The sequence below is a fragment of the Chakrabartyella piscis genome (genome assembly GCA_030067835.1).
Taxonomy (GTDB): domain Bacteria; phylum Bacillota; class Clostridia; order Lachnospirales; family Anaerotignaceae; genus Chakrabartyella; species Chakrabartyella piscis.
In genome coordinates this window covers 1,855,706-1,877,532 of sequence record CP092441.1, presented here as the reverse complement: position 1 = coordinate 1,877,532, position 21,827 = coordinate 1,855,706, and the positions used below count along the sequence as shown (strand labels likewise).

Annotated in this window: 33 protein-coding genes; 25 read left to right on the top strand and 8 right to left on the bottom strand. The window is 40.8% G+C overall.

Translation table 11 applies throughout. From position 1 onward, the window contains the following. The first annotated feature begins 129 nt into the window (after nucleotides 1-129). The 21 genes from MJY40_RS08410 to MJY40_RS08310 all read left to right on the top strand — a co-directional run bounded on the left by MJY40_RS08410 (nucleotide 130) and on the right by MJY40_RS08310 (nucleotide 14,602). Complete coding sequence (locus MJY40_RS08410; RefSeq protein ID WP_317853801.1) at nucleotides 130-699, top strand: phage scaffolding protein; 570 nt, start codon at nucleotides 130-132, stop codon at nucleotides 697-699. Nucleotides 700-835: 136 nt separating this feature from the next. Continuing rightward, nucleotides 836-1,738, top strand: coding sequence for a hypothetical protein (locus MJY40_RS08405; RefSeq protein WP_317853800.1), 903 nt, complete (start codon nucleotides 836-838; stop codon nucleotides 1,736-1,738). 17 nt (nucleotides 1,739-1,755) lie between these two features. After that, nucleotides 1,756-1,971: a hypothetical protein gene (locus MJY40_RS08400; protein ID WP_317853799.1), complete on the top strand. Its 216-nt coding sequence runs from the start codon at nucleotides 1,756-1,758 to the stop codon at nucleotides 1,969-1,971. A gap of 13 nt (nucleotides 1,972-1,984) precedes the next feature. Then, complete coding sequence (locus MJY40_RS08395) at nucleotides 1,985-2,341, top strand: head-tail connector protein (protein WP_317853798.1); 357 nt, start codon at nucleotides 1,985-1,987, stop codon at nucleotides 2,339-2,341. Beyond that, nucleotides 2,335-2,679, top strand: a complete 345-nt coding sequence (locus tag MJY40_RS08390; RefSeq protein WP_317853797.1) for a DUF6751 family protein — start codon at nucleotides 2,335-2,337, stop codon at nucleotides 2,677-2,679. Before MJY40_RS08395 ends, MJY40_RS08390 begins: the two co-directional genes overlap by 7 nt. Before the next feature lie 3 nt (nucleotides 2,680-2,682). Continuing rightward, nucleotides 2,683-3,066, top strand: a complete 384-nt coding sequence (locus tag MJY40_RS08385; protein WP_317853796.1) for a minor capsid protein — start codon at nucleotides 2,683-2,685, stop codon at nucleotides 3,064-3,066. Beyond that, nucleotides 3,066-3,488: a chloramphenicol resistance protein gene (locus MJY40_RS08380; RefSeq protein WP_317853795.1), complete on the top strand. Its 423-nt coding sequence runs from the start codon at nucleotides 3,066-3,068 to the stop codon at nucleotides 3,486-3,488. The genes MJY40_RS08385 and MJY40_RS08380 overlap by 1 nt, the downstream gene beginning before the upstream one ends. 21 nt (nucleotides 3,489-3,509) lie before the next feature. Further along, nucleotides 3,510-4,013 carry a hypothetical protein gene (locus MJY40_RS08375; RefSeq protein WP_317853794.1) on the top strand — a complete coding sequence of 168 codons (504 nt, stop codon included), beginning with the start codon at nucleotides 3,510-3,512 and terminating at the stop codon, nucleotides 4,011-4,013. 93 nt (nucleotides 4,014-4,106) lie between these two features. Next, complete coding sequence (locus tag MJY40_RS15570; RefSeq protein WP_317856436.1) at nucleotides 4,107-4,190, top strand: putative holin-like toxin; 84 nt, start codon at nucleotides 4,107-4,109, stop codon at nucleotides 4,188-4,190. A 208-nt stretch (nucleotides 4,191-4,398) separates the two neighbouring features. Next, nucleotides 4,399-4,839: a hypothetical protein gene (locus tag MJY40_RS08365; protein ID WP_317853793.1), complete on the top strand. Its 441-nt coding sequence runs from the start codon at nucleotides 4,399-4,401 to the stop codon at nucleotides 4,837-4,839. Nucleotides 4,840-4,859: 20 nt separating this feature from the next. Further along, the gene (locus tag MJY40_RS08360; RefSeq protein WP_317853792.1) at nucleotides 4,860-5,453 is read left to right on the top strand and encodes a bacteriophage Gp15 family protein; all 594 of its coding nucleotides are present in this window, start codon (nucleotides 4,860-4,862) and stop codon (nucleotides 5,451-5,453) included. A 187-nt stretch (nucleotides 5,454-5,640) separates the two neighbouring features. Continuing rightward, nucleotides 5,641-8,823, top strand: coding sequence for a phage tail tape measure protein (locus MJY40_RS08355; protein ID WP_317853791.1), 3,183 nt, complete (start codon nucleotides 5,641-5,643; stop codon nucleotides 8,821-8,823). After that, nucleotides 8,824-9,519 (top strand): distal tail protein Dit, encoded by a 696-nt coding sequence (locus MJY40_RS08350; protein ID WP_317853790.1) that lies wholly within the window; start codon nucleotides 8,824-8,826, stop codon nucleotides 9,517-9,519. Nucleotides 9,520-9,572: 53 nt separating this feature from the next. Further along, on the top strand, nucleotides 9,573-10,784 hold the full coding sequence (locus tag MJY40_RS08345) for a BppU family phage baseplate upper protein (protein ID WP_317853789.1): 1,212 nt from the start codon (nucleotides 9,573-9,575) through the stop codon (nucleotides 10,782-10,784). 12 nt (nucleotides 10,785-10,796) lie between these two features. Further along, entirely contained in the window at nucleotides 10,797-11,096 is a 300-nt protein-coding gene (locus tag MJY40_RS08340; protein ID WP_317853788.1) for a hypothetical protein, read from the top strand. Continuing rightward, entirely contained in the window at nucleotides 11,097-11,543 is a 447-nt protein-coding gene (locus MJY40_RS08335; protein WP_317853787.1) for a hypothetical protein, read from the top strand. A gap of 45 nt (nucleotides 11,544-11,588) precedes the next feature. Beyond that, nucleotides 11,589-12,833 carry a phage tail spike protein gene (locus MJY40_RS08330; protein ID WP_317853786.1) on the top strand — a complete coding sequence of 415 codons (1,245 nt, stop codon included), beginning with the start codon at nucleotides 11,589-11,591 and terminating at the stop codon, nucleotides 12,831-12,833. A gap of 11 nt (nucleotides 12,834-12,844) precedes the next feature. Continuing rightward, the gene (locus MJY40_RS08325) at nucleotides 12,845-13,165 is read left to right on the top strand and encodes a serine/threonine protein kinase (RefSeq protein ID WP_317853785.1); all 321 of its coding nucleotides are present in this window, start codon (nucleotides 12,845-12,847) and stop codon (nucleotides 13,163-13,165) included. A 12-nt stretch (nucleotides 13,166-13,177) separates the two neighbouring features. Further along, the gene (locus tag MJY40_RS08320; protein ID WP_317853784.1) at nucleotides 13,178-13,489 is read left to right on the top strand and encodes a hypothetical protein; all 312 of its coding nucleotides are present in this window, start codon (nucleotides 13,178-13,180) and stop codon (nucleotides 13,487-13,489) included. Between the two features lie 11 nt (nucleotides 13,490-13,500). Further along, nucleotides 13,501-14,268, top strand: a complete 768-nt coding sequence (locus tag MJY40_RS08315; RefSeq protein ID WP_317853783.1) for a peptidoglycan recognition protein family protein — start codon at nucleotides 13,501-13,503, stop codon at nucleotides 14,266-14,268. 4 nt (nucleotides 14,269-14,272) lie between these two features. Further along, complete coding sequence (locus tag MJY40_RS08310; protein ID WP_317853782.1) at nucleotides 14,273-14,602, top strand: hypothetical protein; 330 nt, start codon at nucleotides 14,273-14,275, stop codon at nucleotides 14,600-14,602. 43 nt (nucleotides 14,603-14,645) lie between these two features. Here the strand turns inward: MJY40_RS08310 and MJY40_RS08305 are convergent, their stop codons facing one another. From MJY40_RS08305 to MJY40_RS08275, 7 genes are all read right to left on the bottom strand, one after another. Further along, complete coding sequence (locus MJY40_RS08305) at nucleotides 14,646-14,771, bottom strand: hypothetical protein (protein ID WP_317853781.1); 126 nt, start codon at nucleotides 14,769-14,771, stop codon at nucleotides 14,646-14,648. Nucleotides 14,772-15,002: 231 nt separating this feature from the next. Then, the gene (locus tag MJY40_RS08300; RefSeq protein WP_317853780.1) at nucleotides 15,003-16,160 is read right to left on the bottom strand and encodes a tyrosine-type recombinase/integrase; all 1,158 of its coding nucleotides are present in this window, start codon (nucleotides 16,158-16,160) and stop codon (nucleotides 15,003-15,005) included. Beyond that, on the bottom strand, nucleotides 16,153-16,410 hold the full coding sequence (locus MJY40_RS08295; RefSeq protein WP_317853779.1) for a hypothetical protein: 258 nt from the start codon (nucleotides 16,408-16,410) through the stop codon (nucleotides 16,153-16,155). Before MJY40_RS08295 ends, MJY40_RS08300 begins: the two co-directional genes overlap by 8 nt. 2 nt (nucleotides 16,411-16,412) lie before the next feature. Next, nucleotides 16,413-16,568 (bottom strand): hypothetical protein, encoded by a 156-nt coding sequence (locus tag MJY40_RS08290; protein ID WP_317853778.1) that lies wholly within the window; start codon nucleotides 16,566-16,568, stop codon nucleotides 16,413-16,415. Next, complete coding sequence (locus MJY40_RS08285; protein ID WP_317853777.1) at nucleotides 16,565-16,738, bottom strand: hypothetical protein; 174 nt, start codon at nucleotides 16,736-16,738, stop codon at nucleotides 16,565-16,567. The genes MJY40_RS08290 and MJY40_RS08285 overlap by 4 nt, the downstream gene beginning before the upstream one ends. Beyond that, on the bottom strand, nucleotides 16,735-17,616 hold the full coding sequence (locus MJY40_RS08280) for a DUF6017 domain-containing protein (protein ID WP_317853776.1): 882 nt from the start codon (nucleotides 17,614-17,616) through the stop codon (nucleotides 16,735-16,737). Before MJY40_RS08280 ends, MJY40_RS08285 begins: the two co-directional genes overlap by 4 nt. Beyond that, a complete protein-coding gene (locus tag MJY40_RS08275; RefSeq protein ID WP_317853775.1) occupies nucleotides 17,610-17,948 on the bottom strand; it encodes a helix-turn-helix domain-containing protein in 339 nt (112 codons plus the stop codon). The genes MJY40_RS08280 and MJY40_RS08275 overlap by 7 nt, the downstream gene beginning before the upstream one ends. 291 nt (nucleotides 17,949-18,239) lie before the next feature. On the opposite strand from MJY40_RS08275, the gene MJY40_RS08270 reads away from it, so the two are divergent. Together MJY40_RS08270 and MJY40_RS08265 are read left to right on the top strand one after the other, a co-directional pair. After that, on the top strand, nucleotides 18,240-18,458 hold the full coding sequence (locus MJY40_RS08270) for a helix-turn-helix domain-containing protein (protein WP_317853774.1): 219 nt from the start codon (nucleotides 18,240-18,242) through the stop codon (nucleotides 18,456-18,458). Between the two features lie 18 nt (nucleotides 18,459-18,476). Then, the gene (locus MJY40_RS08265) at nucleotides 18,477-18,695 is read left to right on the top strand and encodes a helix-turn-helix domain-containing protein (protein ID WP_317853773.1); all 219 of its coding nucleotides are present in this window, start codon (nucleotides 18,477-18,479) and stop codon (nucleotides 18,693-18,695) included. Between the two features lie 154 nt (nucleotides 18,696-18,849). Here the strand turns inward: MJY40_RS08265 and MJY40_RS08260 are convergent, their stop codons facing one another. Further along, nucleotides 18,850-19,095: a hypothetical protein gene (locus tag MJY40_RS08260; protein ID WP_317853772.1), complete on the bottom strand. Its 246-nt coding sequence runs from the start codon at nucleotides 19,093-19,095 to the stop codon at nucleotides 18,850-18,852. Between the two features lie 1,344 nt (nucleotides 19,096-20,439). Between MJY40_RS08260 and mraZ the strand changes: the two genes are divergently transcribed. Next, entirely contained in the window at nucleotides 20,440-20,871 is a 432-nt protein-coding gene (gene mraZ / locus MJY40_RS08255) for a division/cell wall cluster transcriptional repressor MraZ (RefSeq protein ID WP_317853771.1), read from the top strand. A gap of 10 nt (nucleotides 20,872-20,881) precedes the next feature. Continuing rightward, on the top strand, nucleotides 20,882-21,814 hold the full coding sequence (gene rsmH, locus MJY40_RS08250) for a 16S rRNA (cytosine(1402)-N(4))-methyltransferase RsmH (RefSeq protein ID WP_317853770.1): 933 nt from the start codon (nucleotides 20,882-20,884) through the stop codon (nucleotides 21,812-21,814). Nucleotides 21,815-21,827 lie beyond the last annotated feature (13 nt).

Below are 21,827 nucleotides of genomic sequence, written 5' to 3'. Positions count from 1 at the left end.
AGGGTGACCTTCATCTCGTCCTAGACAAGACGTAAAAAGGTCTTATTTTTATGAGCGGAATCTCGAGAAACTATCAAGACGAGCAGAAAGAACTGTGATGACAAACTGAAAGTTGAGAGGAGAAAACATATGAAACGTGAAGAAGTAAAAGCAATCTTTCCAGAAGTGACAGAGGAACAAATGAAAGCAATTTTGGATCTGAACACGGGGGACATTGGCAAAGCAAAGACAGGATTTGAGCAGATGGAAACAGAACGTGATGGCCTGAAAACACAGCTGGAAGAAGCCAACAAAAAGATTGGCGAATTTACCAGCATGGACATTGATGGCATCAAACAATCTGCTGAAGAATGGAAAACCAAGTATGAAACAGACACCAAAGACTTGCAAGGGAAGTTGTCACAGCAAGCATATGAGTTTTCTGTGAAAGAAGCGGTTTCTGGCATGCAGTTTTCCAGTACGTCAGCAAAAAAAGCTTTTACAGCTGATTTGACAGAAAAGAAATTGCAAAAATCAGAGGATGGGAAGTTTTTGGGCTTCGATGACTTTGTGAAAAGCTACAAAGAAGCAGATCCAACCGCTTTCTTAGATGAAGGTGGAAAAAGTCCTGTGTTTGTGGGCGGAGCATCAGGTGGCGGTGTGCCATCGGCATCCAATACCTTGCGTGCTGCAATGGGACTGAAAGAGACTAAGGACTAATGGTGAATGGTGAAGGACTAGAACCAACGGGACAGCGAAGCTATCCCCTACAAAACCTAAAATATGACTGTAGGGCGGTGGCTTGCTGCCGCCGTATGTCACAACAAAACAATAACAAAAACAAGGAGGAAACAACATGGCAAATAACATTACACTTGCAAAGAATTACACCGACCTTTTGGACGAAGTATACCAAAATGCTTCGGTGACAGCGGATTTGACCAGCGATGCATCTCTTATGAAAGCTGGTGCAAACGCAAAGGAAATTTTGTACCCACAAGTAGATGTAGATGGTTTGGGAGACTATGACAGAAGCAGCGGTTATACCGACAGTTCTGTTAGTGTGGTTTGGAAAACAGCAGAATTCAACTATGACAGGGGTGCAAAAATCTCTGTGGATGCAATGGACAACCAAGAAACATTTGACATTGCCTTTGGTATGGCTGGTGGCGAATTACAACGCACCAAGGTTGCACCAGAAGCAGATGCTTTTGTATTTGCAACAATTGCTGGTACAGAGGGCATTTCCGTTGCAGAACCAGCAACATATGAAGGCGGTGCTGCATTCTTATCCGCTTTGCTTGTTGCAACCAGCCAAATGGATGAAGATGAGGTGCCAGAAGAAAATAGACTTTTGTACGCTACACCAACCCTTGTCAACAGTGTTATGGCTTTGGAAACCACAGAATCCAGAGAGGTTTTGGCGAAATTCACCACAACAAAGAAAGTGCCACAATCCAGATTCTACACAGCAATTGATTTGTTGGATGGAAAATCCACTGGCGAAGAAGCTGGTCACTACAAAAAGGCAGAAGATGGTTTGGACATCAACTTTATGATCATTCATAAACCAGCAATCATCAAGTTTGACAAGCATACAGCAAGTGCAGTCATTGCACCAGACAGCAATCCAAATGCAGACGGATATATTTCCAAATACAGAAAATACGGAATCGTGGATGTGTATAAGAACAAAGTTGCTGGTATCTACCTCAGCCACAAAGCAGCGGTTGTGGAAGAAGCTGATGATGATGAATAAGAAGGAGGATGAAAACTATGTCTAAAAAAGTCGGAATGGGTGTAGATAAACCAAAATCTGATACCTTGGAGTTGGAAGCAAAAACGAAAATGGTTGCGGATTTGGAGAAGAAAAACAGAGCCTTGCAAAAGGAAAACACAGCCTTGAAAAAAGCTGCAAAGGCTGCTGAAAAAGAAGCTGCAAAGGCTGCTGAAAAAGAAGCTGAAAAAGAAGCTGAAAAAGAGGCGGAATAACAGGAGGTAGGCTATGGCATATGCAGATTATACCTACTACACAGAAGAATATCTTGGTACTTTGGCGGAGGACACCTTCCTTCGCCTTGCCAGAAAAGCCACTGCATACATAAACCTTGTGACAGGTGGCAACATCACAGAAGAAGATGCAGAACTGGACGAAATCAAAGAGACCTGCTGTGGTTTGGTGGATATTTACGATAAATTTGAGAATGGTGGAGATGTTGCATCGGAAACCAATGACGGTATTTCTGTCAGCTATACCATTGGTACCAGCATTGTGAAAACAGAGGTGCAGCAACTGAATGAAGTGGTGGAATTGTATCTGGGAAACACTGGATTGTTGTATCGGGGGGTGGGAAGATGTTAGGAGCAGACCAAACCATTACCATCATCCAAAAATCATATGATCTGGAAGAAGATTTGGATGTATATGAAGCATATTCCATAGAAGGTGTCAGCTGGTTTTCCAAAATGATTGCAGCAGTACAGGACAAAGGATTGACCAGTGGCAACACCTTCGTTGTCAGGATTCCAGAATCTGTGGAATTGCCTTGTGATATAAAAATAGGTGATTTGGTGGTGCATGGAGTGGTTTCTGCCATCACAAAACAAGCAGATCTAGCAGGTATGGAATACTTCACTGTGTTATCCGTTGGAGATAATAGACGAGGGAAGTTGCCACACATTGCCATCAAAGGAGGTTGATGTATGAGCGATATTATCGTAGATGTAGATTACAAAGCCATCCTGAAAAAGATGGGACTTGGAGAAAGCACGGAGGCACAGAAGCATTTAGCAGATACGGTAGAACGATTGTCACGACTTTATGTTCCCATGTCTGAAGGTTCTGGCGCACACATGGTTGGGAAGACAAGGGTGACTAAGGATTCTATAATTTATGAGGGACCTTATGCACATTATCAGTATGTAGGCATAGTGAGGGCTGGACGTGCACCAAAACAACCAACAGGAGAAGAACTTACCTACAACGATTCCCCTATGCGTGGCAAGGAATGGGACAAAAGAATGATGGCAGATAGAAGTGACGAGGTGGAAAAAGACCTTGAGAACTACATGAAAGGAAGATTGTGATGAATACGATGGAGAGTGTGCGTAAGTTTTTGCGTACATACGAACCTTTGGCGAATAATAAGCTGAATGTGGATTTTTTGCCAGCAGAAGAAAGCAGCTATTCTGTGGAAGCCATTCCCACAAATGAAGTGGTGCGAACCTATACAGATGGCTCTACATACCGACAGTTTCTGTGTGTTCTTTGTAGCAGGGAAGCCTATGGCAGTGAAATTTTGCAACAGTTGGAAAACCTTGCTTTCTTTGAAGATTTTTCAGAATGGTTACGAGAACAAAGCCTGATTGGGAATTTTCCTGATTTGGGAGAGGGCAGAAGTGTAGTCAGTTTTGTGGCAAGCACCACAGGATATGCAATGGCAACCAGCGAAACCAAGGCAAGATACCAGATACAATTGAAGATGGAATTTATCCAGAAACGAACATAAACAAAACAAGGAGGAAACAATATGAGTACAGTTATGCGATATAACATTGCGGATTATTTGAACACAGGGACAGATACAACACCTGCATATTCTTTGATGGGGGTTGGGTTCAATACCATTGACGAAAATCCAGCACCACAAAAGGACAGCACTACATACGTCAGTGAAAAATCCCAAACCACAAGCATTTTGAGCTATCAAACCAGCTTTGCTTTTGATTCGGATTTGATTTCTGATGAAGTGGCAGTGAAAAAGCTATATGACATTGGTAGAAATCAGTTGACAGGTGCAGATGCAGAAGTGGATTATGTGCGTGTGGAATTGTTTGAAGCTGGCACCACAACAGGCACCTTTAAAGCCAGAAAATTCAAGGTTGCTGTAGAAGTGACTTCCATTTCTGGTGAGGGTGGTGCAAAAGTGAAAGTTGCTGGGAACTTGAATGGCGTTGGCGATTTTGTGGATGGTACATTCAACACCACAACCAATACATTCACTGCAACAGGTGACACAGATAGCGATGAGTGATGATGTTGTAAGATTTGACAAGATGTGATATGATATATATCTGGAGACCATGATGGGTGGTTTGTCTCTCTTTTTTCGGAGGGAGGTGAGGCTATGACAGTATTTGAATCGTTGATGCTAATGTTGACATTTGGATTATTTATCGTTGCCTTAATCTCTTATATACATAGAAAATAAGAGAAATAAAAAAGCTACCCTCATCAACTTCGCCGGTTTTTAGGGTAGCCTAGAACAAAAGCGAGACAGACCACTTGGTGGTCTCCTCTTTATGAAAAAACAATAACATAAATTATGCTATTTGTCAATGTGCCAGGAAAGCATCTCATTCATTTGAGGTGCTTTTTTGATGCGATGAAACCAATATAATAAACAGGAGGAAAACAATATGGGACAATTCCGTTTCAAGGAAAAGGTATTACGACTACAAATTGAAGATAGAGAAATCCAAATTCCAGCTGATAGTGCCTTTGCAAAAAAATGGCATGATTTAGGGCAAGATATAATTGTGCAAGTAAATGCCATTAAGGACAAAGAAGGTCTTACTGAAGATGAATTGATAGACTTGATGGATTCAAAATTGACAGAAGCTCTAGGAGAAGAAAACATGATGGCAATTTTCTCAGGTAGGGAGCTTGATCTCTATGATCAAACTGAATTGGTGTCCTTCATTTCCAGTGAATTGAATGCGTATCGATTAAAAAACATGAAGAAATTGGCAGATACAACAAAGCCAAACACAGCACAAAAACCACAAATGGCAATGGCAATGAAGGGTGAAGCACCTTTGGAAGTTGTGGGTTCTGCACGCAACAAATATAAGAAATGAAAGGATTTCTCCTAGAAACTTTGCCAAAAAACATAAGCATAGACAACAAAACATATGAGATACCCTCTGATTTCCGCCAAATGATGGAGATGGAGGGTATTCTTGCGTCTGAAAAAGATGAAGCCACAAAAGCTATGGAAGCGTTGACCTTTTTCTATGGTGAAATTCCCAAGAATGATGAGGAAGCAGTGGATTTGATGTGTTGGTTTTATCGTTGTGGGGAAGAAATGAAACAGACGGATGCAGTACCACAAGAAAAGGGTGTGTATCGCAGTGGAGCCTTTTCTTTGTTGCACGATGGAGAAATGATTTATGCAGCGTTTTTGGCACAGTACCACATCAATTTATTGGAGATTCCTTATTTGCATTGGTGGAATTTTCAAGCCCTTTTTCATGGATTATCCAAGGAACACCTCATTTGGGAAGTGATCCATTGCAGAACGATGGATATTACCAAGGATATGTCAAAAGAAAAACGGGAGTACTATCAAAAAATGAAGAAGATTTATGCTTTGCCATTACCAAAACATCTTGAAGTTGGGTTGTCTGAATTGGAACAAGCCCTTATGGGGAAAGGAAGTGTGGCAGATGCACTCAAACGACTGGGACAATAAAGTCAAGTGCCCTTATTGTGGCTACGAAATGCCTTTGACATATGAAAAGGATGCAAACTGCAAAGGTGTATTTGTGCGTTGCAAAGGTCGCAAATGTAAAAAGATATTTGAAATCATAATCGAAAAAACAAACGTCAAGTAGAGCCATTGCGCCGATGATGTTCACCAAAGGAAAGAGGTGAAAGCATTGAGCGATGGTTCTGTAATCATCAAAATCAAAGGTGATGATAGTGACCTTTCCAGCAAGCTAACAGCTGTGGGAACTGTGGCAAAAAAAGCTATGGCGGTGACGGTCACTGCAATCACTGCTGCATCAACAGCAATGGTGGCACTGGGTGGTGCTGCAGTTGCAGTTGGTACAGACTTTGAAACATCTATGGCAAAGGCAAGCACTTTGTTTGGCGATGTGGAAGTCGATATAGACAATCTGGAAAGTAAAATTTTAGAGGTATCCAGTAAAACAGGTGTTGCAGCTACAGAAATGGGCAACAGTTTATACAATGCCCTTTCAGCAGGGATTCCTGTAACAGAAGATATGGCAGTTGCAACAGAGGTGTTGGAAAAATCTGCTATGCTTGCAAAGGCTGGTTTTACCGATGTGGATACAGCACTGACAGCAGTTGCAAAAACCATGAATGCCTATGGACAGGGTGTAGAAAGCATTGATGATATTCAAAAAGTGTTGATGCAAACCCAAAACTTGGGTATCACCACTGTGGATGAGCTGGGGCAACAATTGGCAAGCGTTACACCAACAGCAGCTGCATTTGGCGTATCCTTTGAACAAGTGGGTGCATCCCTTGCAAACATGACTTCTATGGGTACAGCAACAGCAACAGCAACCACCCAACTCAACGGTATGATTGCGGAACTTGGGAAATCTGGAACCACAGCAGCAACCGCTTTGGAAAATGCAGTGGCAGGAACGGATCTAGCAGGCAAAAGCTTCACGGATTTGATGGATGAAGGTATGGGTCTCAACGAGGTTCTGGATTTGATGGGGAACTACGCAGAATCCAGTGGCAAATCCCTGATTGATATGTTCTCCAGTACAGAAGCTGGACAGGGTGCTTTGGCATTGTCTGGTGACAACAGTGCAAAATTTGCAAGCAATTTAGAAGCTATGGGCACCAGTGCTGATGTGGTTGGGGAAGCCTATGAAAAGATGGATGCAACCCTTGCTTCTAGCACCGAGAAAATCAAGACCACACTGACCAATCTAGGCATTGCCATCTACCAAAGCAACGAAGGCATTGCAGCAGATATTGTAGGGCAGTTTGCAGATATTGCCAACAATTTGAGCGAAGCTTATGCAGAAGGTGGATTCTCTGGTTTGGCAGAAGCCATTGGTACCTCCATTGTGGAAGTGCTGGATATGGCTGTGGAATACGCACCAACATTCATTGAAGCTGGTGTGAGCATGATCCAATCCTTCCTATCTGGTTTGACCGATGGCAAGGAAGATATAGCAGATGGTGCAATTGCCATCATCACCACATTGGCAGAGGGCATTATTGAGTTGTTGCCTGAGATTGTGGCAACAGGAGCAGTCCTTTTGGCATCCCTTGCTGGCGGTATAGCAGAACAATTGCCAGAGTTGATTCCTGTGGCAGTGGACACCATTGCGGCATTGGTGGAAAATTTATGTAGTAGTGCAGATTTGATTTTGGAAGCGGCAATCGAGTTGATTACCTCCTTGGGTTTGGGCTTGATTGCAGCTCTTCCAAATTTGATAGCGCAAGTGCCAGAGATTGTCATAAGCATTGCAGATGTTATCAACAACAACGCAAGTAAATTGCTATTGGCAGCATTGCAATTGATTTTGCAATTGGGTTTGGGATTGATTCAAAACATTCCAACTCTCATTGCGAATATTCCAACGATTATCGAAGCCATTGTAAAGGCATTTTTTGCATTCCAATGGATAAGCCTTGGTGGCTCTTTGACAACTGCCATTGCCAATGGAGTGAAGAGTGCAGGTTCTCTGATGGTAAATGCAGCATCTAGTGTTTCGGCAGCTTTGCAAGGTGGGCTTAGTAGTTTGCCACAAGCCTTGCTTACCATAGGAAAGAACTTGATAACAGCCATGGTAAACGGTATCAAAGGTGGGATTCCAAATCTGGTGAGCATTGCCAAACAAATGAGTGCAAATGTGGTTTCTGGATTCTTATCCATCTTCGGTGCGGAGGAAGTTGTGGTTGCAGATACGGTGGAAGATACGCTGGGCAGTGGTGTTGTAGAGGGCATTGAAGAAGCCACACCAGCCATTGCAAACGAAGTGGACAACACTGGCGATGTCATCGTAGAAGGCATGGAAGATTCCATTGATGAGGTGGAAGATTTATTCACGGATGACTGGACGGATGGCATTACAACAGGAATTGATGATGGTGTCAGTGATGTTGTGGATAGTGTGGAAGATTTGGGCGATGCAATCGAGGATGCAGCACAAACCATTGTGGACGATAGTGTGGCAAGCATTACAGAGGCATTTGAAACCGCTTATGATGAAATCATTTCCAAACAAGAGGATATGCAGAAGAAATTGTCTGATACAGGGGATTTGTTCTCTGTGGATGATGATACAGGAAAGGTTTCGTTGCTTGATTTTGAGGAAAACATCAAAGCCATTGAAGCCTATGATGAAGCCTTGACAGCGCTAGAACAAAGGGGTATTCCAGAAGGATTGATGGATGAAATTCTGGATATGGATATGGACGATGCCACTATGTTTGCAGAAGAATTGCTTGCTGCATCTGATAGTAAATATGAAGCATTTGTGGAAGGTTGGACAGAACAACAAGAGAAATCCAAGGAGATTGCAGAGAAATTCTATGCAGAGGAATTGGCGCTGATTGAAGAAGAATTCATTGATGAAGTGGAGGATACCCTGTCCAATATGCCAGGAATGATGGAGGATATTGGTAACGATGCCATTGCTGGTTGGGTAGATGGTATGGAAGATAAATCTGGTGATTTGTATCGAGCAGTAGAGTCTATTGCAAATCAGATGATTGCAACATTGAAGGCATCCTTGAGCATTCATTCACCATCCAAACGTATGGAAGAAGAAATTGGTGTACAAGCTGGTGCAGGTGTAGAAGTTGGCTTTACAAAGCGTATGAAAACTGCGTATCGAACCATGCAAGCATCTGTAGATGAAGGTATAGGTCAAATGGGTACAAGCCTTTCTGTAAGAGGTGGCAACACCAATACAAATGTGGTCAATAACACAAATGAAACCAAAGAAGGCGATGTGAATATCCACATTGAGAAAATGACAAATGATGGCAATGGTTCCACAACAAGTCTGTTGCAAGAAGCGGAATTTTATCGCAAACAACGAACCAAACCGAAAGGAAGTGTGTAGATGGAAGGGTATTTTATATTCAAGAATCAATCCAGTAAGGATTTTGGTATCCAAATTTATGAGATGCCACAGAGGATTAAGGCAGAACGAAAACAAACGGAGATTACCATTGCTGGAAGAAGTGGATACTTCACAGAAGATGAAAATGAAACATACAAACCCTATGATTTGACATTTTATTGTAGCACCAGACTTTGTAAGCGGTTGGATGAGATTGTGGCATGGTTGGATGGTTCTGGGGATTTGATTATTTCTACAGAGAAAGATAAGGTGTATCGTGCAAAAATCAGCGGTAGCATCAAAATTTCGAATGTGATTTATTTGTATCAGAAAATATTGCTCACATTTCGAGTCCAACCATTCAAATACTCACGCAACACCTATTCCGACACCCTAGATCTAACCCAACCCACCACCATCTACAACCGTGGCACCATCTATTCCACACCCATCATCACGATTTATGGAACTGGTGACCTAGATTTCACGATAAATGGAACTTCCTTCACACTGACGGATGTGGTGGATTATATCACAGTCAATTGCGAAATAGAGGAAGTCTACAAGGATGGTGCGTCCTGTAATCTGCAATACATAGGCACTGCATTCCCTAGATTGGATGTAGGTGCCAATGAAATTACATGGTCTGGAAGCGTAGAAAAGGTAGTGGTAGAACCACAATGGCGCTGGCGGTAACGTACACTGTAGGGGCGTACCTATGTGTTCGCCCGTAACGAAAGGAGGAAACAATGGCACAAATTTACAACAAAATGCAAATGGATGTAACCAAAGAATACAACAGCATCATCACATCCAAACAAAATGATGAAAACAGCAGATATTTGGATGTGGTTTTGCTAGATGGCAGTACGCCAATTGATTTAACTGGTCATGGTGTGACCTTATATCTTGAAAAACCAACAAGTGGGGCTATGATTTATACCGCTGGTGAAATTACAGATGCAGAAGGGGGTAGGTGTCAATTCCTTTTGACAACCCAAACCTTGGCAGAAGTGGGTACATTGAACGCTGAAATTTCCATACGTGATGGGGATACTTCTGTTTTGACCACGCCAATTTTCAAAATTTTGGTGCTAGCCGGCTTGCAAGATGATGAAGCTATCGAATCCACAAATGAATTTGGAGCGCTGACCATCTTGTTCAGTGAGGTACAAGACTCTTTGGAATTGATGGCAAATATGGTGGATAATTTTGGTACAGCTGGAGATACAGCAAATGAGTTGGAAGTAACAACATTTTGGCAGATGCTAGAAAAGCTGGCTGCATTCAACATCGAAGCATTGGAGAATCCAGCAGTGTTAGATGCCATTGCAGAGTTACCAACAGTGGAGCAGTTGAGCGAGATGGTTGGGGATGTTGAAGATATCGTAGATTATTCAAGACCTAGCACAGATATAACATCTGAAGAAATTATTGTTTTTGAAGATGATACAACATTTGTAACTAGTTTAACATTTTTAGCTAATGGAACCTATTGTTTCGCAAAATTTATTGCACCAAAAAGTGGGGTATATTATATAACAACGTCTGGATATGCGACTAACAGTGTATATCTAGCTAAGCTGGTCCCCAAAAACAATACGCCTATGTATTGGGATTATAACGGAACTAAGTATTATTCATTTTCTTCATTTTGGGATGTGTTTTATGCGTACAATAATTTATCAGTAAGTACAACTGCTTTAGACACTATGCAGGGAAGTAATTGGTATGGTTCTTCTGAAGTTTCTTTATCATATCAGAGCAGTTCCTGCATTACCAATTATTCTAAAAATTTCCAGTTTTCTTTTTTGGGAACACTATTAAATACTTCAGCAAATACTAAAAGGTACTTTTATTGCAGTGCAGGAGAACCAGTAACTATGATGATGTGCAATACATCATCATCTTCAGCGACAGGTACACTTGGGACAATAACAATTGGATGTTTTGCAAAATAAAGGAGGAATAACATGTTTTATATTGAAGGGGATAGTGTCTACTATCAATCAGAAAGAATGATTAGACCTGTTTTATATGGAAAAACATCATTTGTGGCTGAAATAGAATTAGGTACATTTTTGGTTCAAGATTTCAACTTGGAAGAAGGTAAATACGAACCCACAACAAATGAAACCTACGAATATGAAGGCATCACATACGATTTAGTAGATGGGATGTTCACAATTGAAATTGAACCTACAGAACCAGAAACCACCTACACCCAATCTGAAATCAACGAAGCAGTCATTACCCTAGCGGAGGTGTTGTAAATGGAAACCCTAAAGCAAAAATACCAACAACTCCAATCATTGGTGATGACACTGCTCAAACAGCAAACCCTATCAGATGATGAGAAAATGCAGTATTCCAACTGGTATCAAACATTCAAAACCAAACTGGAATCCAAGGAAGAAGCGACTGTAGGCGAAATCCTACGCTATGGTGAAAATGAAAATGGTGAAGCACAGATATACGAGGTCATCACAAAACATACACCACAGGAAGATTGGACACCAGACGTTGCCACATCACTATTCAAAAAGATTGGATTTACTGACGATGGTACCGCCATTTGGACGCAACCTCTAGGCGCTGACGATGCCTACCAGATTGGCGATATCGTCTATTGGAACGATACAACATGGGTGTCTGATGTGTCAAATAACGTCTGGCAACCAGGTATCTATGGCTGGTCAATCCAAACGGATGTGGAATGATGATTTGAATTGTAGGGGCGTACCTATGTGTGCGCCCGTTAGGAGGTGAACACCATAATCAAACTATTTGAAATGAACGCAACCACCTTTGAAACCCTTGGTTTGGGAACTTTGCTTCCCACATCATGCACGGTATCAGAGGAACTAAACGGTATATACGAACTGGAACTGGAACACCATTATGATGCTTCAGGCAAATGGCAAAACATCGAAAATAATCGTATTTTGTACGCATCCACACCACGTGGTATGCAGCCTTTTCGCATCTACAAAATCGAACCCACCATGGATTCCATCACAGTCTATGCACAGCACGTCTACTTCGATTTGCTGGATAATTACATCGACAATATCACCACAGATACCGCCACACCAGCGGAAACTTTACAAGCTCTTGTCAACCAAATGGATTATGACATGGGCTTTTCTTTTGCCACAAATTTGGGCGGAACTGGTTCCGTTTCGTTGGAACGTGTGAACCCTATCACAGTGCTTTTCGGTGAGGAAGATGGCGGTAGCTTTCTGGATTCCTTTGGCGGTGAATTGGTGCGTGATGGTTGGAATATCTCTATTTTGGCGAATGCTGGCGAGGATAGAGGCTTTGTCATATCTTACGGAAAAAATCTTGTGGGCTTGGAAGTGGAAGAAGATATTTCTGATGTAAAAACACGGATTTATGGTCTGGGGGATGATGATGTCACCACGTCAGGTTGCATCGATAGCGACCACATTGGCGACTATCCGTACCCCAAAATCTATTGCTATGAGGACACGGATTGTACCACAGCATCAGAACTGGAAACTGCCATCGAAGCATTATACGAAGCAGGCATTGACTTGCCTAGTATCAATATTTCCGTAGATTTTCAGTTGTTATCCAATACTGTTGAATATGAGAAATATGCCATCTTGGAAGAAGTTTTCTTGGGCGATACAGTCACTGTCAGAAATGAAAAAATGAACTTCGAGAAGAAAGCAGAAGTCATTGCCTATGAGTGGGATTGCTTGCTGGAGCAGTACAATTCCATTGAGCTGGGTGACTTTGTGGACGATATTACCACAGCAATCACCAAGGGTGAAATGGTCACAACATCAGCAGAAAAGGCAGTCACCACCGCAACCATCGTTAGTAGCAAAATCAGTGGCAAAGTCACCATCACCACCGATTCGATTTATGTGACGGATAATTCCAACTATGCCAACGCAACCAAAGGGTTCAAGATTGATGTGACAGATGGGATTCAACGGATGGAGAATGGCGTGTGGACAACGGTGATTGATGTGGAATAGGGGGTGATGGATTGGAATGGATTTATGTGGTTGCGGCGGCAGCAGCACCGTCGATATGTTCTGGGATTGCATTGCGGTTTATGCAAATCAAACTGGATAAGGTGGCAGAAGAAGCCAAAAAACATGAGCAAGACCGAGTGCAATATGAAATGTGCATTATGAAGATGTCAACAGCTTCTATGGCACTTGCAGAAGCTACAGCAAAGGCGGTGCAAAGGATTCCAGATGCAAAATGCAATGGGGATATGCACGAAGCACTTGATTATGCGAAAAAGGTTAAGAATGAAACAAAGGATTTTGTAAATCAGAAGGCAGTGGAGCATTTTATGTAAGGGGGAATGAAAATGGATTATACAACAGTTTGGGCACAAGTTTTGGTACTTGTTGCGGGATTGACAATCTTTGTAAACATCATCACAGAAGTGGTGAAAAATGCAGTGACTTGGTTGAACACTACGGAGCGAATCAACGTGTTTGTGGTTGTGTTATCTGAGGTATTTACAGTGATTGTATGTGTGGCATATTACCAAATGCAAGGACTAGAAATGACTTGGTATTTGGTTGTAGGGTTTTTTGTAATCGGCATTTTGGTGGCATATGCTGCAATGTTTGGTTATGACAAATTGATGTGCTATTTTAGCACATCGACAGATTAAGGGGTGATTTGATGAGCAATAGTAGTTTGATTTGCCATACCAATATTTCACCAAACCAAAACAGTCCACGGAATGCAACCATTGATACCATTTCCATTCATTGTATGGCTGGGAATTTGACAGTGGAAAGTTGTGGTGCATTGTTCGCACAATCATCCAGAGGGGCAAGTAGCAATTATGGTGTGGGGAGTGATGGACGTATTGCGTTATACGTGGACGAAGGTGATAGAAGTTGGTGTACATCGGATAGTAGCAATGATAACAGGGCAGTGACCATCGAGGTTGCTTCTGATAGCACTGATCCGTATGCAGTTACCGATGCAGCATACAATGCGTTGATTGAATTGTGTGCGGATATTTGCCAAAGGAATGGTATTTCTTCCTTGAAATGGGAAGGGGATTCTTCTTTGATTGGCAATGTGGATAGACAAAATATGACAGTACACAGATGGTTTGCAGCAAAGGCTTGCCCCGGAGATTATTTGTACAATCTTCATGGGGATATTGCAGCAAAAGTCAATGAAAAACTAAAAGGAGATGAAGATATGACACAAGAAGCATTCAACGAAAAATTTGCAGATATGAGAAAAGAATTACAAGATAACGATTGCGGTACATGGAGTGAAGAAGCAAGACAATGGGCGATTGACAACGGCATGATTTATGGTAGCGGTGAAACAGAGGATGGTCAGCCTAATTATATGTGGGCGGATTTACTGACCCGTGAACAAATGGTTGTTTTATTCTATCGCATGGCGCAAAAAGTGGGATTGGTGTAAGCCTATGGCTAAGACGAATGAAATTAAAATCAAAATACCAAAAGCGACAGACGAGGAATTTTCCAAACGATTGATAGTTGATATTCGTGCATTGCTTTGGATTGTGACATTGGGTGGTTTGGCTTTGGCCATGTTGTGCATTTGGAAGGGATTCACTGGTTCGTTGGCGTGGATCACAGCCATGGTGTCACTTCCTTGGACAGCTCATGGTGTGGTTTGCACTGCGTATTTGAATATGGCGAAATCAGACCACTCTACAGGCGGAATTACCTTTGAGAGTGCAAAAGCGAATAATTTCCAAGCAGAAGGCAACACAGAAAGTCCTGAGATTTGATGGCAAAAGGGAAGGGTGACCAGATGGCCACCCTTTTTTTGTGTTATTCTGTAAACAATTCTTTCGCCAAACCACTGGTGTATTTGGCACCTTCCTTGAAGCCTTTTTCTTCGATTTCGCTGATCAAAGCATTTAATAATTCTTCAGCGTGAGACGAAAATAAACACATTCACCCCATTTGTATTTGGTAATATTCTGTATTTTGCTGTATTTATGCCACTTTTACGCTGATTTTTAAGTCAATGTTTCTAGTAAATGGAATGTTTTTTTATTTGTATCTGTCTATTAGGCGTAAGGGTAGGCTTAAGGGTAGGCTTAAGTGTAGGCTTAAATGGTTTTTGTGTAGGCTTAAGGGCAGAATTAAAAAAGTAGCACCCACATAAGAGTGCTACTCAGTTACTTATTCATCAATTGCGTTACTTAATTTTTGTATAGCAGTTGATATGATAGATTGTGATACGTGTGTGTAAATGTCGGCTGTCATATTTATACTACTGTGCCCTAGAATCTCTTGTATGATTTTCAGGTCAATACCACTTTCATAGCATTGTGTAGCAAAGGTATGGCGTAAGCAATGTGTGGAGATGTCGCTTACTCCAATTGTTTTGCAAATTGCTTGTACAGCGTTATTGATTGAAGGGGAAAGATAATAGGTACCAGTATAAGGCGATGGAAAGATTAGAGTACTTTCATCATGGGGGATATTTAGAAATTTAAAGAACTTTCTTTGATTTTCTAGTTTTTCCAGTAATAATTGTACAGCTTGGGGTATGAGCGGAACAATACGTGTTCCAGCTTCTGTTTTTGGTGGATATATCACATGCTCATATTTTCCGGTTTCAAGATTTTTTACATATTGTACATTTTTAGTTACAGTTAAAAGCTTTCCTTCAAAATCAATATCTGACCAGGTTAAAGCTTTAGCTTCGCCCACACGCAATCCAGTAAGCAGAATGAGTATACATATGTCTCCAGACTTATGATACTGTGCCGCTTCAATAAATTTTTTTTGCTCATCAAGGGTAAGTGTACGTTTTTTACTAATTTTTGTGCTTTTAGGTGTCTTTACGGTCGTCATAGGATTTTTTCTAATTAGATCGTTATCTGCAGCCTGCTGTAAGGCGGATTTTAAAAGTACACGAAGACGGTCAATGGAGCTTTCTTTGTATCCTTCGCCAACAAACCCGTTGATAAATTTTTGCAATTGCTCTGGACGCAAATCTTGTAATTTGCACTCTCCCAATTGAGGGCGAATGTGGAGCCTAGCTTCGGATGCAGCACCAAGGTATGTTTTGGGCTGTACATTTGGTCTTTTGTATTCTTCAAGCCAAAAATCCAACCACTCATTTAGCGTGACATTTGATGGTTCTATATAAGCTCCTTTATTGACATCATTCAAGGCTTCTGTCATTTGTTCTTGTACTTCCTTACGAGTCTTGCCATAGAAAGACTTACGTTTTTGTTTGCCGTTCTCATCACGTCCTAGAGTGATTCTAGCATACCATGTACCATTAGGTCTCTTGGAAATACTTCCCTCGCCTTGTCCCCTCTTAGCCATTTATATCACCACTTTCTTCCTCCGCAGCAAAACGAAGCCAAGCAATGTTATAACACCAATATTTCATATTATCTGATAAAGAACTCATGAAGGTATACAGCTTGTACCCAATTCGTTTACCATTCAGCTCTGGGACGTTGGTATATACGATTTCAAAGCCATTTTCCCTCAAGAATGTAATGAGTTCCAAATAGGTCGCATCTTCAACTCGTCTGTGATACGTGTCATATCTGTCATATCTCATACTCATATTCACACCTCCAAAAACAGCTTTGCTGCATACTCTTTTGCAAGTGTTTCCCACTGCTCATCGTCCATCTGTGGAATATCAATGACAGAAACCAAGCATCCTTGGTAACCAATAAAGCCTTCCACCTCATACAATTCTTCTACAATCTGAAATTTCATTCGCTCTCACCTACCAATTCTTCGAACAATTCCGCCATAAAATTTGCACCATCTACAAAAGCTTGTTCGTGAACCATTTCTTCCAGACGTTCAATCAATCTCATGGCTTTCAAATAATCTTGCGTATCCAATCGTTGTGCCAGGAAGGACGTTAGAGTTTCGTTGGTCATTGGTGACCACCACCTTCCCATTGATTGGCTGCTACGGCATTGGTATAGTGTGCGTTCATTTCCATCTTGCTGTTGTAGAGCATGGTGAGTAAGTATGCTTTCTTGTTTTTGATGTGGCTCGTAAGGCTCTTGAAGCCGTCTAAGACGTGTATCACATCATGGTAATTCAATTGATTAAGGCGGTGTCTGACCAAAGCTCGTGGCTTATCTTCGCCATCTACACGAATGGTCTTGGTGTCTACCACCATCACATCCACCATGATTGCCACCAATTCATCAACCATCTGAATTTCTGATTTTTGAGAAATGCAAAGACCGTTGTAGTCAATGTTCTCATGGATCATAGCGGTGTACCCTTCAATCTTGTCCGTCATGTCTATCTTGCCAGACTGACTAGACTGATTTTTAGTACAGTTATTTTCAGTAAGGTTTATATAATTATTATTACGTTCCCAGTTTTCCAGATATGGCTTATCCATATCTTGGTTATCCATTTCTTGAAAAGTGGGAAGTGGTGGAGCGGTGGTAGCAGCTTCGCTTTCTTGGGACATCCGACACTCGTAGATGTTACTCTCCCAGCGAATTATTTTACCACGTTCATCTCTGATGGGGACTTTGGTATAATGACCTTCCTCTTTTAGTTCATTCAAGCCACTATATACCGCTCCTTTGCCATCTGTGGAGTGATTGATCACATCACGAACAATCACACACCAATCATCTGGTTTGGACAGCAGATAGGCTAGTATGCCCTTAGCTTTCCATGACAGGTTAGGGTTCTCCAAGAACCCTTTATCCATCATAACAAAGCTACTGTGACGTTTTTGCACCCGAATCACTTCATTCAATCGCTTGTCTTGCTTGTCATTCTTCACCATAAGCGTTTACCTCTGTGCTCCATCACAAACTCCCAGAAGTCCTCTCTTGGTACTACAATACGATGCCCAAACTTCAAAGTGGGGCATTCTTTGTGGTGCATAAGGTTATATGCAACGCTGCCGCTCACTCCCATTATTTCTTGGACATGGCAAGCTTGCAGCACAGGGGGGAATGTCCGTAACCATTCTGTGGCTTTCTTCGCTTCTGTTTGCTCGAAATCATTCAAAAAGAGTGTATCTATTTTTTCGTTTATTTCTTGAATGCTGCAGCTTTCCAGTGTTTCCATAACTGCAATGGTGTTGGGGTGTAAAACTTGGTTGAGTTGAATCATTAAAAAAGCTCCTTTCATAATTGGGTATTGAAAGAAGTCCCTAGCTGTAGTATAATGTTTTACAGATAGAGAAATCTTTCTAGTGGATAACGGATTTGTCAACTTTCTGAGGGCGGACATTTCCGTTATTTTTTTGTTAATACGTAAATAAAACGTATTAAATTGACTTTTGACACAATTTATGGTATAGTTTTATACAAACAAAACATACACACAAACGAGTACCTAATAAGATGTTACCACACACAGTTGAGTATGTCAACATTTTTCTGAAATTTTCTGGAGGTTTTTATGGCAACATTTTCTGAAAGATTAAAGGAACTACGAACAAACAGTAATATATCTCAAAAAACCTTAGCTGAAGCTGTTGGGTTTAGTGAACGTGGAATACAAAATTATGAGCTTGAGTTACGGAGACCAGCTACCGAACCATTGATTGCACTTGCAGAATATTTTGATGTATCTATAGACTACTTGCTAGGGCTTACTGATAACCCTAAACGGTTTTAATTTTCTGGAGGTTTTTAGATGGCTACTTTCATTGAACGCTTGAAAACATTGCGTATAGAAAACCAAGTTACCCAAAAACAAATGGGCGAAACCTTGGGAGTTACTGATAAATATTACCAAAAAATCGAATATGGTACGGTAGGCGTAAGTCAAGAAAGATTGATTATGCTCGCTGACTTCTTCGACGTTTCCACCGACTATCTTCTGGGTAGAACAGATGATCCAAAACGCTATTAAAACCGCTCTTTTTCATAGGGGCGGTTTTGTTTTTGGAGTGGGTAGGCTTAAGGTGACTTATTTACATTGTGTGTTGTTGGATAATTTTGAATAAAAAAAGGTGGTGGAAATTAAAAAAAGTAGAGAAAACCCCTAGAAATAAGGGTTTCTCGTATCACTCAGTAAACAATTCTTTTGCTAAGCCGCTGGTGTATTTGGCACCTTCTTTGAAGCCCTTTTCTTCGATTTCACTGACCAAGGCATTTAGTAATTCTTCAGCGTGATAAAAATCATCTGCATTGAGCTTTTGCTTTAAAAAATTTTGAATTTCTCCCATAGTGTCGCCTCCGTTGATGTAATTTTCAAATTCTTCGTGACGTTCCTTGCAGAACGCTTGGTACATTCCGGTTAGTTTTTTCATGCTAAAATCTCCTTTTTGTATCTTCTGTGGATAGTGACAGGATTATACCAATTCGCCTGTTTTTACCATGAATAAGGTGATTTTGTGTGAACTTTTGTGTGAACTGTTTTTTTGATGGGTGATTTTGGTACTGATATATCGGTGAATCATTTGTAATTTGTACGCAATGCAACAACAAAATACACACGTTGCTTGCATTTTGTTTACATAACAGAAACAAATAAAAATAGATATGTGTATAATCTAGTTCGATTCCCGTTATCAGCTTTTTGGATACACTTTGGTGTGTCCTTTTTTTGTGCAGAAATTCGATTTAGAGTGTAGTTTGCGTAATACGTCAAATGCTTATAATCTGTAGTAACGTTTGTTTTGTAGGGGTGACGTTTCGTCACCTGTTGGGATGTTGTGAATTAATTTTAGGTAGGAATTTATTCACTATTTAGATCATTAAGACCTTACTTTTCACTGGAGAAAAGTAACAAAATCCACCACTACTTCCGAAGCGTGGAGCACGGTTCAAGGGCTTTGCAAGCCCTTAAAAATCCCCTACAAGGTGGAATAGACATGGCTATTGCTATAATTTATGGCTTGAGCATGCTTCCTTCATGGCTAGAGACGCTTATTGAAATTTCACTAGTAATAAATTGAGAGGATTCCGCTTTGCAAGCAAAGGCTGAATGGAAATCAAAAATCATTTGTTCACTACTTACTTTGCTTTTGAACCAGTAATCAAGAGGTGAGGGGCTTGTCACTCACGGTCTAATCGTAGGATTTACACCATCACATATCTTACTTACAAGGGGATATATAAGGGGGTCTTGACCACCTTATAGCGTGGCTCCACGCCTTCGCAAAGAGTGGCAGCTTTTGTTACTTTTCACTGTTGAAAAGTAAGGTCTAAAAGTCTCTAACATTTGAAAAAATTAAAACCTAAAATTATCACACACAATTTACTGGAGGATAATATCCTCCCCTACAAATAAATCAACTTATATAAGTTGTCATTCTGAATGCAATGAAGAATCTTTGGTTTCGGTTGATTCGTGAATCAACCCTACAACTGCATACTTGGTTTAGTGGTACTACGTAAAATATAAATAACCCTCTACACCATTCAAATTATTTTCCGCCACGCAAACAGTCGTTTTTGGCTGTTCTTTTTTTAGTAAAAAACGGTAAAAAACCTTGATTTTATCGCATTTTCTAATAAAAAAACTTAAGAAAAATATCATAAAAACGTTGCTTTTTTATGTGAAATGGACTATAATTAAGAGGAAATAGGTGAAAAGTGGTGGAAATAGGTGGATATATGCTTGTTTTCAGTGAAAAAGGTGGTGTAACAAAATGGCTCTAGGTGAATTTCAACATACGTTGGATGCAAAAGGAAGAATGATCATTCCTGCCAAGCTCCGTGAGGGGTTGGGTGAAAATTTTGTTGTCACAAAAGGGTTGGATAATTGCCTTTGTGCCTATTCCGCAGAAGAATGGAAGATATTTGAGGACAAGCTTAGCAAACTGCCAATGACCAATGCAGGTGCTAGAAAATTTGTTCGTTTCTTCTGTGCTGGAGCTGCTGAATGTGAATACGATAGCCAAGGAAGAATTACATTACCACTTACCTTGCGTACATATGCAGGATTGAAAAAAAACGTGGTTTCCATCGGTGCAATCAATCGTGTGGAATTTTGGGACAAAGATGCATGGCTTGCATACCACGAAGAAGAAGACTCCATTAGCATGGATCTTGCAGCAGAAATGGAAGCATATGGTATTTAAGGAGGATGTTATGGAATTTCATCATATTTCAGTATTGTTATGGGAATGTATCAATGGTTTGGACATTGACCCAGAAGGAATTTATGTAGACGGAACCATGGGTGGTGGTGGCCATTCATTGGAAATAGCAAAAAAATTAACGACAGGCAGACTCATTGCCATAGACCAAGACGAAAATGCACATAAGGCAGCTAGAGAACGCCTGAAAGAGCATTTGGATAAAGTGACATTTGTACATGATAATTTTGGAAATATTGCAAATATCTTGGACAACCTTGGTATTGACAAAATAGATGGTATGTTGATGGATATTGGCGTTTCTTCACACCAATTGGATGAAGCAGAACGTGGTTTTTCCTATCAACACGATGCACCATTGGATATGCGTATGGATTCCACAAGGGACTTTTCAGCATACAATGTGGTCAATGAATATAGTGCAGAAGAACTCAATAACGTTATTTTCAAATATGGGGAAGAGCGTTGGGCAAAGCGAGTTGCAGAATTTATTGTAGAAGAAAGAAAAGAAAAACCATTAGAAACCACTGGAGATTTGGTTTCGGTCATCAAAAAAGCAATTCCAAAGGGTGCTAGAAAAGATGGGCCACATCCAGCAAGAAGAACTTTCCAAGCAATTCGTATCGAAGTCAATGGAGAGTTGGATGTATTGCAAAAAGCAATTGATGATGTTTCTGCTAGACTGAATGAAGGTGGCAGACTTTGCATCATAACCTTCCATTCTTTGGAAGATAGAATTGTAAAAGAAGCATTTCGCAAACAAGAAAATCCATGTGTGTGTCCACCAAGTTTTCCAGTTTGTGTTTGTGGCAAAAAACGAACCGGTAGAGTGGTTACCAGAAAACCAATTTTACCAAGTGCAGAAGAATTGGAAGTCAATTCCAGATCCAGAAGTGCAAAACTTCGCATCTTAGAAGGAATTTAAAAAAAGAATTATA

What these genes read in the sequence shown, in the direction of transcription:
- MJY40_RS08410 (WP_317853801.1), top strand. Translation starts at nt 130, where the DNA reads ATGAAACGTGAAGAAGTAAAAGCAATCTTTCCAGAAGTGACAGAGGAA.
- MJY40_RS08405 (WP_317853800.1), top strand. Translation starts at nt 836, where the DNA reads ATGGCAAATAACATTACACTTGCAAAGAATTACACCGACCTTTTGGAC.
- MJY40_RS08400 (WP_317853799.1), top strand. Translation starts at nt 1,756, where the DNA reads ATGTCTAAAAAAGTCGGAATGGGTGTAGATAAACCAAAATCTGATACC.
- MJY40_RS08395 (WP_317853798.1), top strand. Translation starts at nt 1,985, where the DNA reads ATGGCATATGCAGATTATACCTACTACACAGAAGAATATCTTGGTACT.
- MJY40_RS08390 (WP_317853797.1), top strand. Translation starts at nt 2,335, where the DNA reads ATGTTAGGAGCAGACCAAACCATTACCATCATCCAAAAATCATATGAT.
- MJY40_RS08385 (WP_317853796.1), top strand. Translation starts at nt 2,683, where the DNA reads ATGAGCGATATTATCGTAGATGTAGATTACAAAGCCATCCTGAAAAAG.
- MJY40_RS08380 (WP_317853795.1), top strand. Translation starts at nt 3,066, where the DNA reads ATGAATACGATGGAGAGTGTGCGTAAGTTTTTGCGTACATACGAACCT.
- MJY40_RS08375 (WP_317853794.1), top strand. Translation starts at nt 3,510, where the DNA reads ATGAGTACAGTTATGCGATATAACATTGCGGATTATTTGAACACAGGG.
- MJY40_RS15570 (WP_317856436.1), top strand. Translation starts at nt 4,107, where the DNA reads ATGACAGTATTTGAATCGTTGATGCTAATGTTGACATTTGGATTATTT.
- MJY40_RS08365 (WP_317853793.1), top strand. Translation starts at nt 4,399, where the DNA reads ATGGGACAATTCCGTTTCAAGGAAAAGGTATTACGACTACAAATTGAA.
- MJY40_RS08350 (WP_317853790.1), top strand. Translation starts at nt 8,824, where the DNA reads ATGGAAGGGTATTTTATATTCAAGAATCAATCCAGTAAGGATTTTGGT.
- MJY40_RS08345 (WP_317853789.1), top strand. Translation starts at nt 9,573, where the DNA reads ATGGCACAAATTTACAACAAAATGCAAATGGATGTAACCAAAGAATAC.
- MJY40_RS08340 (WP_317853788.1), top strand. Translation starts at nt 10,797, where the DNA reads ATGTTTTATATTGAAGGGGATAGTGTCTACTATCAATCAGAAAGAATG.
- MJY40_RS08335 (WP_317853787.1), top strand. Translation starts at nt 11,097, where the DNA reads ATGGAAACCCTAAAGCAAAAATACCAACAACTCCAATCATTGGTGATG.
- MJY40_RS08320 (WP_317853784.1), top strand. Translation starts at nt 13,178, where the DNA reads ATGGATTATACAACAGTTTGGGCACAAGTTTTGGTACTTGTTGCGGGA.
- MJY40_RS08315 (WP_317853783.1), top strand. Translation starts at nt 13,501, where the DNA reads ATGAGCAATAGTAGTTTGATTTGCCATACCAATATTTCACCAAACCAA.
- MJY40_RS08310 (WP_317853782.1), top strand. Translation starts at nt 14,273, where the DNA reads ATGGCTAAGACGAATGAAATTAAAATCAAAATACCAAAAGCGACAGAC.
- MJY40_RS08305 (WP_317853781.1), bottom strand. Translation starts at nt 14,771, where the DNA reads ATGTGTTTATTTTCGTCTCACGCTGAAGAATTATTAAATGCTTTGATC.
- MJY40_RS08300 (WP_317853780.1), bottom strand. Translation starts at nt 16,160, where the DNA reads ATGGCTAAGAGGGGACAAGGCGAGGGAAGTATTTCCAAGAGACCTAAT.
- MJY40_RS08295 (WP_317853779.1), bottom strand. Translation starts at nt 16,410, where the DNA reads ATGAGTATGAGATATGACAGATATGACACGTATCACAGACGAGTTGAA.
- MJY40_RS08290 (WP_317853778.1), bottom strand. Translation starts at nt 16,568, where the DNA reads ATGAAATTTCAGATTGTAGAAGAATTGTATGAGGTGGAAGGCTTTATT.
- MJY40_RS08285 (WP_317853777.1), bottom strand. Translation starts at nt 16,738, where the DNA reads ATGACCAACGAAACTCTAACGTCCTTCCTGGCACAACGATTGGATACG.
- MJY40_RS08280 (WP_317853776.1), bottom strand. Translation starts at nt 17,616, where the DNA reads ATGGTGAAGAATGACAAGCAAGACAAGCGATTGAATGAAGTGATTCGG.
- MJY40_RS08275 (WP_317853775.1), bottom strand. Translation starts at nt 17,948, where the DNA reads ATGATTCAACTCAACCAAGTTTTACACCCCAACACCATTGCAGTTATG.
- MJY40_RS08270 (WP_317853774.1), top strand. Translation starts at nt 18,240, where the DNA reads ATGGCAACATTTTCTGAAAGATTAAAGGAACTACGAACAAACAGTAAT.
- MJY40_RS08265 (WP_317853773.1), top strand. Translation starts at nt 18,477, where the DNA reads ATGGCTACTTTCATTGAACGCTTGAAAACATTGCGTATAGAAAACCAA.
- MJY40_RS08260 (WP_317853772.1), bottom strand. Translation starts at nt 19,095, where the DNA reads ATGAAAAAACTAACCGGAATGTACCAAGCGTTCTGCAAGGAACGTCAC.
- mraZ (WP_317853771.1), top strand. Translation starts at nt 20,440, where the DNA reads ATGGCTCTAGGTGAATTTCAACATACGTTGGATGCAAAAGGAAGAATG.
- rsmH (WP_317853770.1), top strand. Translation starts at nt 20,882, where the DNA reads ATGGAATTTCATCATATTTCAGTATTGTTATGGGAATGTATCAATGGT.